Origin of the sequence: Nocardia sp. CA-151230 (genome assembly GCF_050942175.1) — a bacterium.
Taxonomy (GTDB): domain Bacteria; phylum Actinomycetota; class Actinomycetes; order Mycobacteriales; family Mycobacteriaceae; genus Nocardia.
Window position 1 is genome coordinate 4,658,294 of record NZ_CP192061.1, and the last position, 13,779, is coordinate 4,672,072.

The following is a 13,779-nucleotide window of genomic DNA, read 5'->3' on the forward strand; positions in this document are numbered from 1 at the left end:
GAAGGACACCCGAGATGGCTGTGACCCAGGACAACACGCTCGTCGACGAGACCGACATCGACCGCTCCGACCCGGAATACCGGAGCTGGCTGCGCGAGGCCGTACGCACGGTGCAGGCCGACGGCAACCGCTCCGCCGACACCCACCTGCTCACCATCCCGCTACCGCCGGAATGGGGCATCGACCTCTACCTCAAGGACGAATCCACCCATCCCACCGGCAGTCTCAAGCATCGGCTGGCACGGTCGCTGTTCCTGTACGCGCTGTGCAACGGCTGGCTGCGGCCCGGCCGCCCGGTGGTGGAGGCGTCCAGTGGATCCACCGCGGTGTCGGAGGCGTACTTCGCCAAGCTGATCGGCGTGCCGTTCATCGCCGTCATGGTGCGCTCCACCGTGCGGTCCAAGATCGATCTCATCGAATTCCACGGCGGTGTCTGCCATCTCGTCGACGACCCCAGCGAGGTGTACGAGGTCGCGGCCCGGCTCGCCCGCGAACACGGCGGTCACTACATGGACCAGTTCACCTACGCCGAGCGCGCCACCGACTGGCGGGGCAACAACAATATCGCCGAATCGATCTTCCGCCAGCTCGAACACGAGCGTTACCCCGAGCCGAGCTGGATCGTCGCCACCGCGGGCACCGGCGGCACCTCGGCCACCCTGGCCCGCTACGTCCATTACACCCAGCGCGATACCGGCATCTGCGTCGCCGATCCCGAAAACTCGGCGTTCCTGGAAGGCTGGCGCACCCTCGACCGAAACGCCACCTCCGCCAAGGGATCCCGCATCGAGGGCATCGGCCGCCAGCGCATCGAACCCAGCTTCCTCCCGCACGCCATCGACCGCATGATCCGCGTCCCCGACGCTGCCTCGGTCGCCACCGTCCACCTGCTGCAGCGCCTGCTCGGCCGCCGGTGCGGCGCCTCCACCGGTACCGGCGTCTGGGCCGCCTTCGCCGTCATCTCCGGCATGCTCGCCCGAGGCGACCAGGGCAGCGTCGTCACCCTCCTGTGCGACCCGGGCGAACGCTACCTCGACAAGTACTACAGCCAGGCGTGGCTCGCGGGAGAAGGCATCGACCCGACTCCGTATTCTGTTCGGCTGGAACAGTTTCTGCTCACCGGTGAGCTCTCCCGCTGAGGCGGCGGATCGTTGCCGCCGGTCTCGCTACCAATACCGATGGCGCTTTCCGTCGGTGTCGGTGATGAAGACGACCGCGGCCGCGCCGGACAGGTCGGCGGGGGTGAGTGGGATGTGGCCGGGCACGATCGGTGTGCTCGTGCCGGTGGACGGGGGGAGTGCGGCGCGCAGGGGAGGTGCCGGGAAGAGGGTGCAGTGGGGTGTCGCCGCTGCCAGGGAGTGCTGGAGGGTGTTCGGGTCGGGGTCGGGGCTGGCGTCGGTTGCCACGAACAGGTAGCGGTCCGCGAGCGTCATGTGGACGAGCGCACCGGCATTGGCCCAGCTCTCGGCGTCGTCGTGGGCGGGGTTCACGTGGGCGTTGTGGGCGAAGACCAGGGATGGGCCCCGGTGTTGCTCCTGGGCGATCACGGCGAGGAGGTTGTCGGCCATCATCTCGGCGCGCAGGCTGAGGACGATGTCGATGCGGTCGGGGGTGTCGGTGGCCATGGCGGCGTGGTAGCGGAGCAGGCCCTGGGCGGTGCGGGCATAGGACACGGCGCGGTCGTAGGCGGCGGGGTCGGCGGGGCGCAGGCCGGGGGAGGCGCGGTGCAGCGCGCTGGCGAGGTCGTCGGCGAGGAGGCGGAGGGCGTGGGCGCGGGGGGAGTTGCCGATCGATGCCGCCGGGTCGTACATGGCGGCCGGATTGGTCCAGTCGGCGTCCTCACCGGCCAATTCGTCGAGTTCGCTTGCTGATTCGGGGCGCAGGGCGGCGGGCAGGCGGTCGGCGGCCCGGGACAGGGCATGGCGTGGGCCGGGGGCGCCGGCGTATTCCACCGGGGCATCGAAGCCGTGGAAGCGCACCCGATCCGCCGGCGCGCGGGCGGCATTGTGCGCGCGGAGCCATTCGACGAGTTCGCGATTGCCCGGCACCGCGCCGAAACCGTGGCTGAATCCGGTGGCGAGCACCGTGTCGATCTCCGTGGCCGCGCCGCACACGTAGTCGTCGACAATGGACGCGGCGAAGTGGTCGGTCTCCAAAACGATCGACCGGTAACCGCGTTCGACGAGGTGAGCGAGAACCTCGTTGCGCAGCAACGGGAATGCGGCGATGCCGTGCGTCGGCTCGCCGAGCGCGAGCAGGGCGGGCGGCTCGGTGTCGGTGGCGGTAGCGAGCAGGTCGTCGAGGGCGCGGCCCAGGTTCTGCGGCCCGTCGATCGGGCGGCCGATGGCCTGTATTGCGGTGGCAGTTGACATGGAGACCCCTTCCAGAAGTAACTGCCTTCGACACTATCGTTGAAGGTTCGTGTGAAACTTGCCCGAGTTCGACCTGGTATCCCGTGCTCGAACTCTCAAACGGAGGTGCGATCTGCGACCCATCGATCTCGCGCGGGAGCACGGGTTGTCCGCACAGGCCATCCGCAATTACGACGAGGCAGGCGTCCTCCCGCCGACCGAACGCAGCGACACGGGCTACCGGCGCTACACACCCCTGCACGCGCAGGCCCTGCGCGCCTTCCTGGCGCTACGCCGTGGCCACGGCCATCGGCCGGCCACCGACATCATGCGCGCGATCAACCGCCGCGACAGCGAAGCCGCCTACCGGCTCATCGACGCCACCCACCTCGCCCTGCACACCGAACGCGCCACCCGAGCCGACGTCGCGAGGGCCCTGCACAGCCTGTCCACCCCGATCCCGCCGGGTACCACGCGCAGGCCGCTGACCGTGGGTGAGCTCGCCCGCCGCCTCGACGTGCACCCGGCGACCCTGCGCACCTGGGAAGCCGAAGGCATCCTGCATCCGGACCGGGACCGCGTCACCGGCTACCGCCACTACGGCCCGGACTGCGTTCGCGACGCCGAGATCGCCCGCCAGCTGCGCCGTGGCAACTACCAGCTGTCCCAGATCACCCGATTCCTCGACGCGCTCCGAACCGCAGGCGGCACAGCAGCTCTGACCGTCTTCCTCGACGCCTGGCAAGAACGCCTGAGCACCCGCAGCCGCGACCTGCTCACCGGCGCCGCCCAACTCGACGCCTACCTCGCCCTGCTCGATCAGCGCGACCCCGAGGCGATCGCGGATCGGTGATGGCCATGTTCCCGGGGGACAGGGACCTTCGGCCGTGATGGAATCCCGAAGGCCCGCCCGTACCGCGGGGCTTTCTCCTCCGGCATCGGGGCGGCCGGGCGCTACGGTGGCGGGGTGGGTACGTCCGTCGTTGTCGAGAGTCCGCACCGGACACTGCTCCCCGGCTGGTCGGTGCCGCTGATCTTCATCGCGGGCGGCGTCTCGCAGTATCTCGGCGCGGCGATCGGCGTCCATCTGTTCGGCACGGTCGAACCCGCGACGGTCGCCTGGCTGCGTGCGGCGGCCGCGGGTGTCGCCCTGCTGGCGTGGCGTCGGCCCTGGCGTGGGCGGCCGACCCGCCGCTCGATCGGGGTGGCCGCCGGGTTCGGTGTGGTGACCCTGGGCATGAACATCGCCTTCTACGAGGCGATCGCGCGGATCCCGCTCGGCACGGCGGTCGCCATCGAATTCCTGGGACCGGTCGCGATGGCCACGCTCGGATCGCGCCGGGCCCGCGATCTCCTGGCCGTCGCCCTGGTGGTCGCCGGTGTCTTCCTGCTGGCGGGGGTCTCCTCGGATGCCCGGCCGGCCGGTGTCGCGTTCGCCGTGCTCGCGGCCGCACTGTGGGCGGGCTACATCCTGCTGGGCAAGCGGGTCGCCGACGCGGGTTCGGGCCTGGACGCCCTGGCCGTCGGCATGGCCGCCGCCGCACTTCTGCTGGCGCCGATCCTGGTGACGCGCCAATGTGTGCTCGCCCCAGCCGCTTTCGCGGACCCGGGCACCTGGCTGCTGGGCGCCGGTGTCGGTGTCCTGTCCAGTGCCGTCCCCTACGCTCTGGACCAGCTGGTCCTGCGCACGGTCGGCCGCGCCCGTTTCGCCTTGCTGCTGGCTCTGCTCCCGGCCACCGCGGCGGTCATCGGCGCGCTCGCACTGGCCCAGCGGCCCGCTGTCCCCGAACTCGCGGGCATCGCGCTGGTGATGGCGGCGCTGACTCTCAGTGCGACGCAACGCAACAGCCGTCCACGGTTGCGCGCGAACGCGCGGCCGTCCGAATCGCGGGAATGACCGCGGGCGCGCTCTCAGCGGGTTCGCCGCGTCAGGCCCCCGAGGGCGCGGGGTGCCGGGCTCACCCCACCCGCCGGTAGGTCTGCTGGGCGCGGCGGTCCAATCCGGTGCCGGGCCAGGGGCGTTTGCGCAGTTGCTTGTCGATGGCGTTGACGACCTCGGGCACACCGATCTTCAGCAGCCCCGGGTCGATGTCGTCGGCGTCCGGGTCGCCGGTCTGCCCGGCCCAGAGCACGGCGTGGCGGCCGAGCAGGTGCGGGGGCGGGCCGCTGCGGCTGGGCGGGTTGGGGCCGAAGAGCAGGACGGTGCGGGTGCCGAAGGCGGTGGCCAGGTGGGCGACACCGGTGTCGCCGCACACCACGAGGGCGGCTTCGGCGACGGTGGCGGCCAGTTCGATGAGGTTCTGCTGGCCGGCGAGGACTCGCGCCGATGAGAGTCCCGCGCGGCCGGCGACGTCGAGGGCGGTCTCGCGTTCGGATTCGTCACCGGTCAGCACGACATCGCGATCCTGTACCAGTAGATGCCGGACTACGGCGGCGAACCGGTCGGCGGGCCAGCGCCGGGCGGCCGCGCCGGCGCCGACGTGCACGACCACGGCGTCGCGGTGGCTGGTGCTGGCCACCGGCGGCACCAGGCCGAGGTTGCGGCGGTCGGCGGCGATCCCGTCGAATTCGAGCAGATGGCACCAGCGGTCCACGTCGTGCATCTCGGGCTGCCAGTCCGGGCCGGGCAGGTCGGGGAAGGCCGGATTGCGGTAGGTGAGAAGGCGTTCGGGCTGGGTGCGGGAGAGTTCGGCGATGCCCTCGGCGTCGTCGAGGTTGACGGCCAGCGCGGGTGCCTCGCCGTCCCAGCGCAGTCCCATGGTGTCGTGGACGGGGACCATTTCGTCGACCGAGGCGATGAGGTCGACGATCGGTTTCAGGCGATGGGGTGCCGCCAGTGCGATGTGGTCGCCGGGCCGGGCCCGGCGCAGGGCGCGCAACGCGGGAACGGCGGTGAGGAGATCACCCAACCCGCGTGCTCGCAGCACTAGTACAACCGCCACCTGAATTCTCCTAGCCGGCCACGCTGCCCACGACGCTACGGTCCGCCACCGGACGTGCGGGGACCATTGGGTGAGGACTACCCGGCCCGTACGGGGGTGAAACCCTGGGGACCGGTCCGCACGATGGCGGAAAACCGCGGGTACTACCGGCTGTCGTTGGCGCGGGTGGATGGATTACCGTGTGCAGTCATGACGGTCGTCTACAACCTCATGGTCACTGCTCATCTGCTCGGTATGGCGGCGGTGGTCGGCGGGTATGTCGCCTCCCAGCCGCGGGTATCGGAACTGATGGTGTGGGGCGCACGGGTGCAGATCCTCACCGGGGTGATCCTGCTCGGCATGGCCGAGTCGATCCATTCGCTGGGCAAGGACCCCGATATGGCGAAGATGATCACCAAACTCGTGGTGGCGGTGCTGGTCGCGGCCTTCGCCGAAATGGGTCGCGCGGACGCCAAGCGCGGCAAGGAGGTGGCGTGGATGACCCACGCGGCCGGCGGGCTGGCGATCCTCAACGTCTTCATCGCGGCGCTGTGGAAGTGAGCGGGCGCGAAACCGTGAGCGCGACAACCGCGTAGCGTTTCTCCTGCGTGAAAGGCGATGCCGCACAGGGTGCATGAGTGCACCGTGTGCGGCATCGGGCGTTTCCGGGCCCGGTTCAGGGGTGGCGGACCGGCTCGGGTGGGAGTTCGCGGGCGGTGTGGCGGGCCAGGTTCTCGGCGATCTCGGCGGCGACCACCGCGTGCCCGGCCATGGTCAGGTGGATGAGATCGGCGGAGAGCCAGCCGGGGCGCAGTCGCGCGGGGTGGTCCCAGAATTCGGTGAGGATGGCGTCGTGGCGGTCGGAGACGCGGCGCACGGCGTCGGCGAATCCGGCGAACAGCGGGCGCAGGGGGGCCATGCGCCCGGTGAAGGAGTCGGCCAGGGTGAACATCGACAGTCGCGCGCCGGTGGCGGCCACCCGGGTGCACAGCTCGTCGAGGGCGGTCTCCACGTCGGGCAGCCGGGCATCGCGCAGGAACAGGTCGTTGCCGCCGCAGGTGATGTGGACCAGGTCCGGGTGGAATGCCTCGAGCGCGGGCAGTTGCCCGGCGGTGACGTCGGCGATGACCGCGCCCAGCACGCCGGTGTTGAGGTAGTCGGTGCTCGGGTGGGCGGACAGCAGCCAGCGTGCCACGCGGTCGGCCCAGGGCACGGTGTCGTAGCCGGGCCAGGGGTCGCCGGTGCCGGCGGCGGTGGAGTCGCCGATGACGGCGAAGCGCCGGAACGGCACCTCACGCAGGAGTGCGGCGGCTGCCGGATCGGACAGGGTGAACGGATCGGTGGCTTCGGTGCGGGCGGTCATGGCCGGGGCTCCTCGGCTCGGACCGGCAGGGCGGCGAGACCGGCTGCGGCGACGGCGATTCCGGCGCACACGGCGAACAGGGTGTGGAAGGCGGTGAGCGGCTGGGCCGGGTGGGCGGCGAAGACCGCGGCGAGCACGGCCACCCCGAGCGCGCCGCCGGATTGGCGGGCGGTGACGTTCATGCCGACCCCGGCCGCGAACCGGTGCGGCGGCAGCGATCGCGCGGCGGCGGTGCCGAGCACGGTGATGAGCAGGCCGATGCCGCCGCCACCGAGCAGTCCGGCCGGCACCCACGCGGTCCACAGCGCGGGGGTGGCGTCCCAGCGGCCGGTGCTCATGTAGAAGGTGGACGCGGCGAACATGACGGCGCCGAGGACACCCAGCCACCGCTGCCACGGCACCGGCGCGCGCCCGGCCACCACCGCGGTGACCATGGAGGCGACCGCGCCGACGGTCATGGCGGCCGCCGACTGCAGCACCGAGTAGTGCCACATGGTGTCCAGCCACAGCGGTCCGGCCAGCAGCCACGCGAACATGGTCGCGCCGAAGACGAAGGCGACGGCATTGACCAGCGCGTAGTGGTGGCTGCGCCACAGCCCGACCGCGATGGCGGGGCGCGGATGCGTCCGCGACCGCCACAGCGCGAGGCCCAGCAGTACGAGCCCGCCGAGACCGGTGACGAGGGTTTGCCAAGCGCCCCAACCCCATTGCTGTCCCTGGGTGACCGCGGCGACGACCGCGCCGATGCCGAGTCCGGTGGCGAGGGTGCCGACCGGATCGGGCAGCCCCTGCGTGTGCCGCTGATCGCCGCGTGCCAGCCGCAGCCCGGTGACGATGAGCAGTGCCGCGATCGGCACGTTGATGACGAAGACCGAACGCCAGCCGAACCAGTCGACCAGCGCGCCGCCCACGGCCGGGCCGACGGTGGCGGCGAATCCACCGGCCGCGGTCCAGGCGGCCATGGCGACGCCGATGCGGGCGGGCGGGGTGACGCTCAGGACCAGGCCGAGTCCGGCCGGGATGAGGAAGGCCGCGGTCGCGCCCTGCAGGAAGCGGCCGCCGATGAGCCAGTCCGCCCCCGGCGCGAGCGCGCACAGCAGCGAGGTGAGCGCGAATCCGGCCAGGGCGGTGAGGAATACGCGCCCGCGGCCCAGGGCGTCGGCCAGCTGTCCGGCGGGGGTGAGCAGGGCGGCGAAGGCGACGGCGTAACCGCTCACCACCCAGGTCAGGGTGGTGGCGGCGGTGTCGGGGTAGTCGCGGGTGATGGCGGGGAAGGCGATATTGACCACGGACAGGTCCAGGAAGGACACGAACGCCGCGCCGGAGGCGACCAGCAGGGCGAGGCGGGCCGGGCGGTCGGACGTGGTGGTGGCCGAGGGGGATCGGCGAGCGGTGCTCGGCGGGGAGGTCTCGGGTGGTGCGGGCTGACGATGGCTGATGTCGGTCATGACGGGCTCTCCACGGAGGGGTGTCGGAGCGGGATCAAAACAATACGCACGATCGTTCGTATTTCTGAAAAGTACGACCGATCGTGCGTAAAAGCAACACTCGATGCGAAGATGAAGGGGTGGATGAACCGGTGCAGCCTTCCGAGCAGGAGATTTCCGATCAGCGGCGGCTCAAGGGGGCGCGTGCGCGCGCGACCATCGCCCGTCACGCCGCCGACGTGGCCTCGGTCGAGGGATTGACCGGGCTCAGTCTCGGCCGGCTCGCCGGGGATCTGGGGGTCAGCAAGTCGGGGGTCGCGACGCTGTTCGGGACCAAGGAGAACCTGCAGCTGGCCGCGGTGGAGTCGGCGCGTGAGGTGTTCATCGAACACGTCGTCCGCCCCGCCCTGAGCGCGGACCGTGGCATGCCGCGACTGCGGGCGATCATCGACCACTGGTTCGACTACGTGGGTGAGCCGCTGCTACCCGGCGGCTGCTTCCGGGGCGCGAGCGTGCCCGAGTTCGACAGCCGCCCGGGCCCGGTGCGCGACGCCCTTGCGGCCGACCGCGACGACTGGTTCGCGGTGCTGGAGAAGGAGATCGGCCGCGCTCAGGAGCAGGGCTACCTGGCCGGGCTGGACCCGCACGCCGTCGCGTTCCAGTTGGATGCGGTGGTGGCGGCGGCGAATACGGCCGCGCGGATGGGTGACGGCACGGCGCTGCACACCGCGCGCGCGATCATCGACGGCCTGCTCGAAGCCCGACGTTGACCATCGCCGTGACCGCGGGGAATGCGTAATCCGTTCACGCGCTGCAAATCTGCATCGACTGCATTGCGGTGGGATCCGGCGGGAATGCGTGGCATGCGTGAATGCAGTTCGGGCGCAGCTGGTTTCACGTGGAGCAACGCCTGTGTGTGTCTTGCCTGTGGGTGTCTTGCCTCTGTGTGTCTCACGCCGAGCGTGGCGCGTACATGATGAGCCCGACCCCGGCCAGGCACACCAGCGCGCCGATCACATCCCAGCGGTCGGGCCGGAAGCCGTCCAGCGCCATGCCCCACAGCAGCGACCCGGCCACGAAGACGCCACCGTAGGCGGCGAGGATGCGCCCGAAGTGGGCGTCGGGCTGCAGGGTGGCCACGAACCCGTAGCAGCCCAGCGCCACCACCCCCGCCCCCATCCACAGCCAGCCGCGGTGCTCGCGCACTCCCTGCCAGATCAGCCACGCGCCACCGATTTCGGCGACGGCGGCCAGCCCGAAGAGCACGATCGATCGCAAGACGGTCATGGCAGCCCACCCTAGAGTCCGCGGCGGTATCCGGTCGGACCGCCCCGTGTGCGGTCCGACCGGTCCGGATCATCGTTGGGCGTCGGCGCGGTCGAACAGCTGCTGTCCGAGGTAGCCGCCCGGGCCGGGCACGCCGGGCGGGACGGCGAAGACCGCCGAGCCGACCGGTGTGGTCCATTGGTTGAGGGCGTCGAAGTCGGCCAGTCGCTGCTGCACCGGCAGGTACTGGGCGTCGATGTCGCGCTGGAAGGACGCGAACAGCAGGCCCGAGTTGGAGACGTGCCCGGGGGCGGGCGCGTCGTCGTAGTTGTAGCCGCGGCGCAGGAACCGCTCCCCGTCGTGGGCGTGGTGGGCGCGGGCGATGTGGGAGGACGGCGGGATCTTCGGGATGCCGTACTGGTCCACGGCCGCGAAGTCGGGTTCGTCGAATTCCCTCGTGCCCGACAGCGGCGCCCCGTGCTCGACGGTGCGGCCGACGGTGATGGCGCGCCCGTCGGCGTCGAGTTCGTCCCAGGTCTCGAGGTTCATGGCGATGCGCCGCAACACCATCGAGGTGCCCCCGGCCAGCCACGGCCGCACCGATCCGTCGTCCCACACGAGGCGATCGAAATCGGTTGTGCCGGGCGCGATGTTGACCGTGCCGTCCACCGAGCCCATGAGATTGCGCATGGTCCGGCCGCGGGCGCCATTGCGGAATCCGCGCTGCACCCATTTCACCGTGACCAGCGATTTCACATGCTTGGACAGCACCCGCACCGCATGCGAGACCGTGGTGGCCTCGTCGGCGCAGATCTGCAGCAGCAGATCACCCCCGCACCAGGCGGCGTCGAGCTTGTCGATGCCGAAGGGCGGCAACGGTTTCAGCCAGTGCGGACGCTGATCCTCGAGTCCGGCGACGGTGAACAACCGCGGCCCGAATCCGACGGTGACGGTGAGCCGGGCGGGCCGGGCGGCCAGTTCCGGTTCGGTGTCGGCCAGTGCCGGTCTGCCCTGGGTGAGGCGCGAGGCGTCGTCGGTCCAGATCTTCAGCAGGCCGACGATGTCCTCGCGCTGTGCACCCGTCACCAGGTCGAAGGCGACGAAGGCCGCGTGCAGCGGCGGATCCGTCGCGATGCCCGCCTGATGAGGGCCGTGGAAGGCGACCGTGTCCAGTCCGGGATCGCGATCGTGGTCGCGGTGGGTGAGTGTGGCCGCGCCCCAGCCGACGCCGGCGGAGCCGGCGATCGTCACCGCGGCGGCCCCGGCGCCGCCGCCGAGCAGTCGCCGCCGGGACAGGCGGGGGTGCGGTTGCGGCCGGTCAGCCACCGTGGGCGGCGTTGTCGCCGGAGGGCTGGTAGTTCTCCTTGCCGCCCGCGAAGTCGCGCACCTGCGCGGTGACGGTGGTGCTGGAGCCGTCGGAGAAGGTGAGCGTGATGGGGGTGTCCGCGCCGGTGCGCAGCGGGGCCTTCAACCCCATGAACATGAGGTGCTCGCCACCGGGCTTCAGGGTCGCGCTGCCGTGGGCGGGGATGACGAGGCCACCGGCCTTGGGCCGCATGATCTTCTCTCCGGCCGCGTCGGGGACGATCTCGTGGATCTCCACGGTGGCCGAGGCCGGGCTGGTGGCCGCGACCAGGTTGATCGGATTGTCGGAGGTGTTGGACAGGGTGCCGAAGGCGGCGGACATGCCGCTGTCGGCGGCCTTGATCCACTGGTCGGTCATGGTGATCCGGTCGGCGGCCCTGCCGGTGGCGTCCGAGGCGGTCTGTGAGGAGGAGCAGGCGACGGGCAGCAGCGCCAGGGTCGCGACGGCGGCGGCCGCGCCGAGCCGGCGCGCGAATCCGCCGGTGCGCAGGCGGAAGCTGTGGCAGGAGGGCATCTGGGACATGGGAAACGAACTCCGTGTGTCAGGGGGAAGGGAGGTCACCCCGGACCGGTTCGCGGCGACACCCGTTCGGCGCAGGCCTGATTCGGCCACTGCGCGGGGAGCAGGCGTCGCGGATCTATGCCGGGGCGAGGTGTGGGAACGGTGCGCCGGCGCGAGGTGGGCCACGACGCCCGATCCCCGGACTGACGAGCAGGCGACGCGCCTCGGCGCGATCGTCGGTGCGGCACGGGCGCAGGCGCGGCGCGGGCGGGCGCAGGATCGAACCCAGCGCGTGGATGAACCGCCGCACGCTGGTGATGGCCCGGCGCATGCCGGCCTCGGCGGCGCGAATCGCGATCGCGCCCACCGGAATTGCGACCAGGTGGGCCAGCAGCATGGACGGCGAGGAGCCGTGATGGTGGTGACCCGGCGACATCGACAGTGCCGCATGCCCGATGGACTGCCCGGCCGCCAGCATCGCCATGGTTCCGGCAATCCCGTAGCGGGGGCGCAGGGTCGCCACCACGACCCCGATCAGTGTGCACGCCGCGAACAGCAGGGCGAGCGCGGAACCGTCGAGCAGGGTTGCGCCGCCGCCGAGTCCGTGCGCGAGAATCGCCACCGCGCCCGAGGATGCGCCGACGGCAGCGCCGCGCAGGCGCGCGGTGTGATCCGTCGATGAGCGCACCCGGCCATGCTACGACGTCGTGTCGCAGACGATGCTTCCAGGTGGTATGACCGGCGTCTCCACAGGATCTTCACAATCGACGCGAACCATCTCCACGGCGGTTGCCTAATGTCAGCTGCATGGAAACCAGTGCGCGCCGGATCCTCGTCGTCGAGGACGAGCCGACCATCGCGGAATCCCTCGCTGCCCGCCTGCGCGCCGAGGGGTACGCGGTCGACATCGCGCACGACGGGCCCGCGGCCGTGGCGGCCGACGCGGCCGGGGATCCGGATCTGGTGGTGCTGGACGTGATGCTGCCCGGCTTCGACGGGCTCGAGGTCTGCCGCCGCATCCAGGCCCGCCGGCCGGTGCCGGTGCTCATGCTGACCGCCCGCACCGACGAAACCGACATGCTCGTCGGCCTCGGGGTCGGCGCGGACGACTATCTGACGAAACCGTTCTCGATGCGTGTGCTCACCGCCCGTGTGCACGCCCTGCTGCGCCGCGTGGACCGCGCCGCCGCCCCGGTCGCCGCCATCGTGGTCGGTGATCTGCGCATCGACACCGATCAGCGGCGGGTGTGGCGCGGCGACGCCGAAACCCAGCTCACCCCACTGGAATTCGAGCTGCTGGTGCATCTGGCCCGCCGGCCGCGCACCGTGCTGGCCCGGGAGCGACTGCTGAGCGAGGTGTGGGGCTGGGCCGACGCCTCGGGCACCCGCGCCGTCGACAGCCACGTCAAGGCGCTGCGCCGCAAGCTCGGCGCGGACCTGATCCGCACCGTGCACGGTGTCGGGTACGCGCTGGAGGCTCGATGAACGGCGCTCGGCGCGGATCGGAGGGGGAGCGGTGAGAGCGCGAGAGTGGTTGCGGATGGCCGGGAATCGGGCGGCGGCATGGATGCCGCGGCCGCTGGACCGGGTGCGGTCGATCAAACTGAAGCTGGCCATCCTCATGGTCGGGTCGGGGGCGGTGGCGTTCGGGTTCTTCGCCTCACGCATCGGATGGCTGCCGCCGCGCACCACCATCGCGGCGACACTGCTGGCGCTGGTGTTCTCGCAGGTGCTCGCCCACGGCATGACCCTGCCGCTGCGGGAGATGACCGCCGCCGCCAAACGCATGGCGCAGGGGGATTATTCGCGGCGGGTGCGCGCCACCTCCCGGGACGAGGTGGGGCAGCTGGCGGCGGCGTTCAATCAGATGGCCGCTGACCTCGCCGCCGCCGATCAGCAGCGGCGCGAGTTCATCGCCAATGTGTCGCACGAACTGCGCACCCCCATCACGGCGTTGGGCGCGGTGCTGGAAAACCTGGTCGACGGTGTGGCCGAACCCGATCCGGCGACCCTGCGTACCGCGCTCGCCCAGACCGAGCGGCTGAGCCTGCTGGTGTCGGAGCTGCTGGCGCTGTCGAGCGTCGAGGCCGGTGCGGTGGCGCTGGAGCGCGAACCCGTCGCCGTGGAGCCGCTGCTGAAAGAGGTTGTCGCCGAAGCGGAGGTGATGGCGGCCGCGGTCGACCGTCCCGTCCGCTTCACCATCGTCACCGCTCCCGATCTCACCGTGCACGCCGATCGTGCCCGCCTGCACCAGGTCCTGCTCAACCTGCTCGACAACGCCACCCGCCACGGACCCGCCGGCGGTGAGGTCCGCATCCACGCCCACGCCGACCGCACCGGCGCCGTCATCGATGTCGCCGACGACGGCCCCGGCATCCCGATCGCCGAGCGTGCCCGCGTCTTCGAACGCTTCACCCGCGGCGGCCGCGCCACCGGCGGCGGCACCGGCCTCGGCCTGGCCATCGCCCGCTGGATCGTCGACCTGCACGGCGGCACCATCGCCGTCGCCGCCCCCGGCTCCCGCATCCGCATCACCCTGCCCGTGTCCTGACCTTCACCCCATCCACAACCCGCAGCGCCCCGC

At 71.4% G+C, this 13,779-nt stretch carries 15 protein-coding genes; 7 read left to right on the top strand and 8 right to left on the bottom strand.

The window, feature by feature from the left end:
* Window positions 1–14 precede the first annotated feature (14 nt).
* Complete coding sequence (locus tag ACQP1O_RS21900; protein WP_433560368.1) at window positions 15–1,139, top strand: PLP-dependent cysteine synthase family protein; 1,125 nt, start codon at window positions 15–17, stop codon at window positions 1,137–1,139.
* Window positions 1,140–1,166: 27 nt separating this feature from the next.
* On the opposite strand, the gene ACQP1O_RS21905 is transcribed toward ACQP1O_RS21900, so the two are convergent.
* Window positions 1,167–2,372 (bottom strand): erythromycin esterase family protein, encoded by a 1,206-nt coding sequence (locus ACQP1O_RS21905; RefSeq protein ID WP_433560369.1) that lies wholly within the window; start codon window positions 2,370–2,372, stop codon window positions 1,167–1,169.
* Between the two features lie 112 nt (window positions 2,373–2,484).
* On the opposite strand from ACQP1O_RS21905, the gene ACQP1O_RS21910 reads away from it, so the two are divergent.
* A complete protein-coding gene (locus ACQP1O_RS21910) occupies window positions 2,485–3,204 on the top strand; it encodes a MerR family transcriptional regulator (protein WP_433567748.1) in 720 nt (239 codons plus the stop codon).
* A gap of 114 nt (window positions 3,205–3,318) precedes the next feature.
* The gene (locus tag ACQP1O_RS21915) at window positions 3,319–4,248 is read left to right on the top strand and encodes an EamA family transporter (RefSeq protein ID WP_433560370.1); all 930 of its coding nucleotides are present in this window, start codon (window positions 3,319–3,321) and stop codon (window positions 4,246–4,248) included.
* 61 nt (window positions 4,249–4,309) lie between these two features.
* Here ACQP1O_RS21915 and ACQP1O_RS21920 read toward each other — a convergent pair whose 3' ends face one another.
* Entirely contained in the window at window positions 4,310–5,293 is a 984-nt protein-coding gene (locus ACQP1O_RS21920; RefSeq protein WP_433560371.1) for a glycosyltransferase family 9 protein, read from the bottom strand.
* A gap of 189 nt (window positions 5,294–5,482) precedes the next feature.
* On the opposite strand from ACQP1O_RS21920, the gene ACQP1O_RS21925 reads away from it, so the two are divergent.
* Window positions 5,483–5,833, top strand: a complete 351-nt coding sequence (locus ACQP1O_RS21925) for a hypothetical protein (protein ID WP_379380628.1) — start codon at window positions 5,483–5,485, stop codon at window positions 5,831–5,833.
* A 115-nt stretch (window positions 5,834–5,948) separates the two neighbouring features.
* Here ACQP1O_RS21925 and ACQP1O_RS21930 read toward each other — a convergent pair whose 3' ends face one another.
* Entirely contained in the window at window positions 5,949–6,635 is a 687-nt protein-coding gene (locus ACQP1O_RS21930; protein WP_433560372.1) for an SGNH/GDSL hydrolase family protein, read from the bottom strand.
* A complete protein-coding gene (locus tag ACQP1O_RS21935; RefSeq protein ID WP_433560373.1) occupies window positions 6,632–8,083 on the bottom strand; it encodes an MFS transporter in 1,452 nt (483 codons plus the stop codon). Before ACQP1O_RS21935 ends, ACQP1O_RS21930 begins: the two co-directional genes overlap by 4 nt.
* 131 nt (window positions 8,084–8,214) lie before the next feature.
* On the opposite strand from ACQP1O_RS21935, the gene ACQP1O_RS21940 reads away from it, so the two are divergent.
* Window positions 8,215–8,832 carry a TetR/AcrR family transcriptional regulator gene (locus tag ACQP1O_RS21940; protein ID WP_433560374.1) on the top strand — a complete coding sequence of 206 codons (618 nt, stop codon included), beginning with the start codon at window positions 8,215–8,217 and terminating at the stop codon, window positions 8,830–8,832.
* A gap of 181 nt (window positions 8,833–9,013) precedes the next feature.
* Here the strand turns inward: ACQP1O_RS21940 and ACQP1O_RS21945 are convergent, their stop codons facing one another.
* From ACQP1O_RS21945 to ACQP1O_RS21960, 4 genes are all read right to left on the bottom strand, one after another.
* Window positions 9,014–9,349 carry a YnfA family protein gene (locus ACQP1O_RS21945; RefSeq protein WP_356996771.1) on the bottom strand — a complete coding sequence of 112 codons (336 nt, stop codon included), beginning with the start codon at window positions 9,347–9,349 and terminating at the stop codon, window positions 9,014–9,016.
* A gap of 69 nt (window positions 9,350–9,418) precedes the next feature.
* Window positions 9,419–10,654, bottom strand: a complete 1,236-nt coding sequence (locus ACQP1O_RS21950) for a Dyp-type peroxidase (protein ID WP_433560375.1) — start codon at window positions 10,652–10,654, stop codon at window positions 9,419–9,421.
* Window positions 10,647–11,207, bottom strand: coding sequence for a copper chaperone PCu(A)C (locus tag ACQP1O_RS21955; protein ID WP_433567749.1), 561 nt, complete (start codon window positions 11,205–11,207; stop codon window positions 10,647–10,649). Before ACQP1O_RS21955 ends, ACQP1O_RS21950 begins: the two co-directional genes overlap by 8 nt.
* A 124-nt stretch (window positions 11,208–11,331) precedes the next feature.
* Window positions 11,332–11,883 carry a hypothetical protein gene (locus ACQP1O_RS21960; RefSeq protein ID WP_433560376.1) on the bottom strand — a complete coding sequence of 184 codons (552 nt, stop codon included), beginning with the start codon at window positions 11,881–11,883 and terminating at the stop codon, window positions 11,332–11,334.
* A 119-nt stretch (window positions 11,884–12,002) separates the two neighbouring features.
* On the opposite strand from ACQP1O_RS21960, the gene ACQP1O_RS21965 reads away from it, so the two are divergent.
* Window positions 12,003–12,680, top strand: a complete 678-nt coding sequence (locus ACQP1O_RS21965) for a response regulator (protein ID WP_433560377.1) — start codon at window positions 12,003–12,005, stop codon at window positions 12,678–12,680.
* A gap of 55 nt (window positions 12,681–12,735) precedes the next feature.
* Window positions 12,736–13,746: a HAMP domain-containing sensor histidine kinase gene (locus ACQP1O_RS21970; protein ID WP_433560378.1), complete on the top strand. Its 1,011-nt coding sequence runs from the start codon at window positions 12,736–12,738 to the stop codon at window positions 13,744–13,746.
* Window positions 13,747–13,779: the final 33 nt, after the last annotated feature.

Excerpts from the sequence above, each read along its gene's own strand:
- ACQP1O_RS21955 (WP_433567749.1), bottom strand. The coding sequence starts at position 11,207 with ATGCCCTCCTGCCACAGCTTCCGCCTGCGCACCGGCGGATTCGCGCGC.
- ACQP1O_RS21925 (WP_379380628.1), top strand. The coding sequence starts at position 5,483 with ATGACGGTCGTCTACAACCTCATGGTCACTGCTCATCTGCTCGGTATG.
- ACQP1O_RS21970 (WP_433560378.1), top strand. The coding sequence starts at position 12,736 with ATGGCCGGGAATCGGGCGGCGGCATGGATGCCGCGGCCGCTGGACCGG.
- ACQP1O_RS21945 (WP_356996771.1), bottom strand. The coding sequence starts at position 9,349 with ATGACCGTCTTGCGATCGATCGTGCTCTTCGGGCTGGCCGCCGTCGCC.
- ACQP1O_RS21930 (WP_433560372.1), bottom strand. The coding sequence starts at position 6,635 with ATGACCGCCCGCACCGAAGCCACCGATCCGTTCACCCTGTCCGATCCG.
- ACQP1O_RS21900 (WP_433560368.1), top strand. The coding sequence starts at position 15 with ATGGCTGTGACCCAGGACAACACGCTCGTCGACGAGACCGACATCGAC.
- ACQP1O_RS21905 (WP_433560369.1), bottom strand. The coding sequence starts at position 2,372 with ATGTCAACTGCCACCGCAATACAGGCCATCGGCCGCCCGATCGACGGG.
- ACQP1O_RS21965 (WP_433560377.1), top strand. The coding sequence starts at position 12,003 with ATGGAAACCAGTGCGCGCCGGATCCTCGTCGTCGAGGACGAGCCGACC.
- ACQP1O_RS21935 (WP_433560373.1), bottom strand. The coding sequence starts at position 8,083 with ATGACCGACATCAGCCATCGTCAGCCCGCACCACCCGAGACCTCCCCG.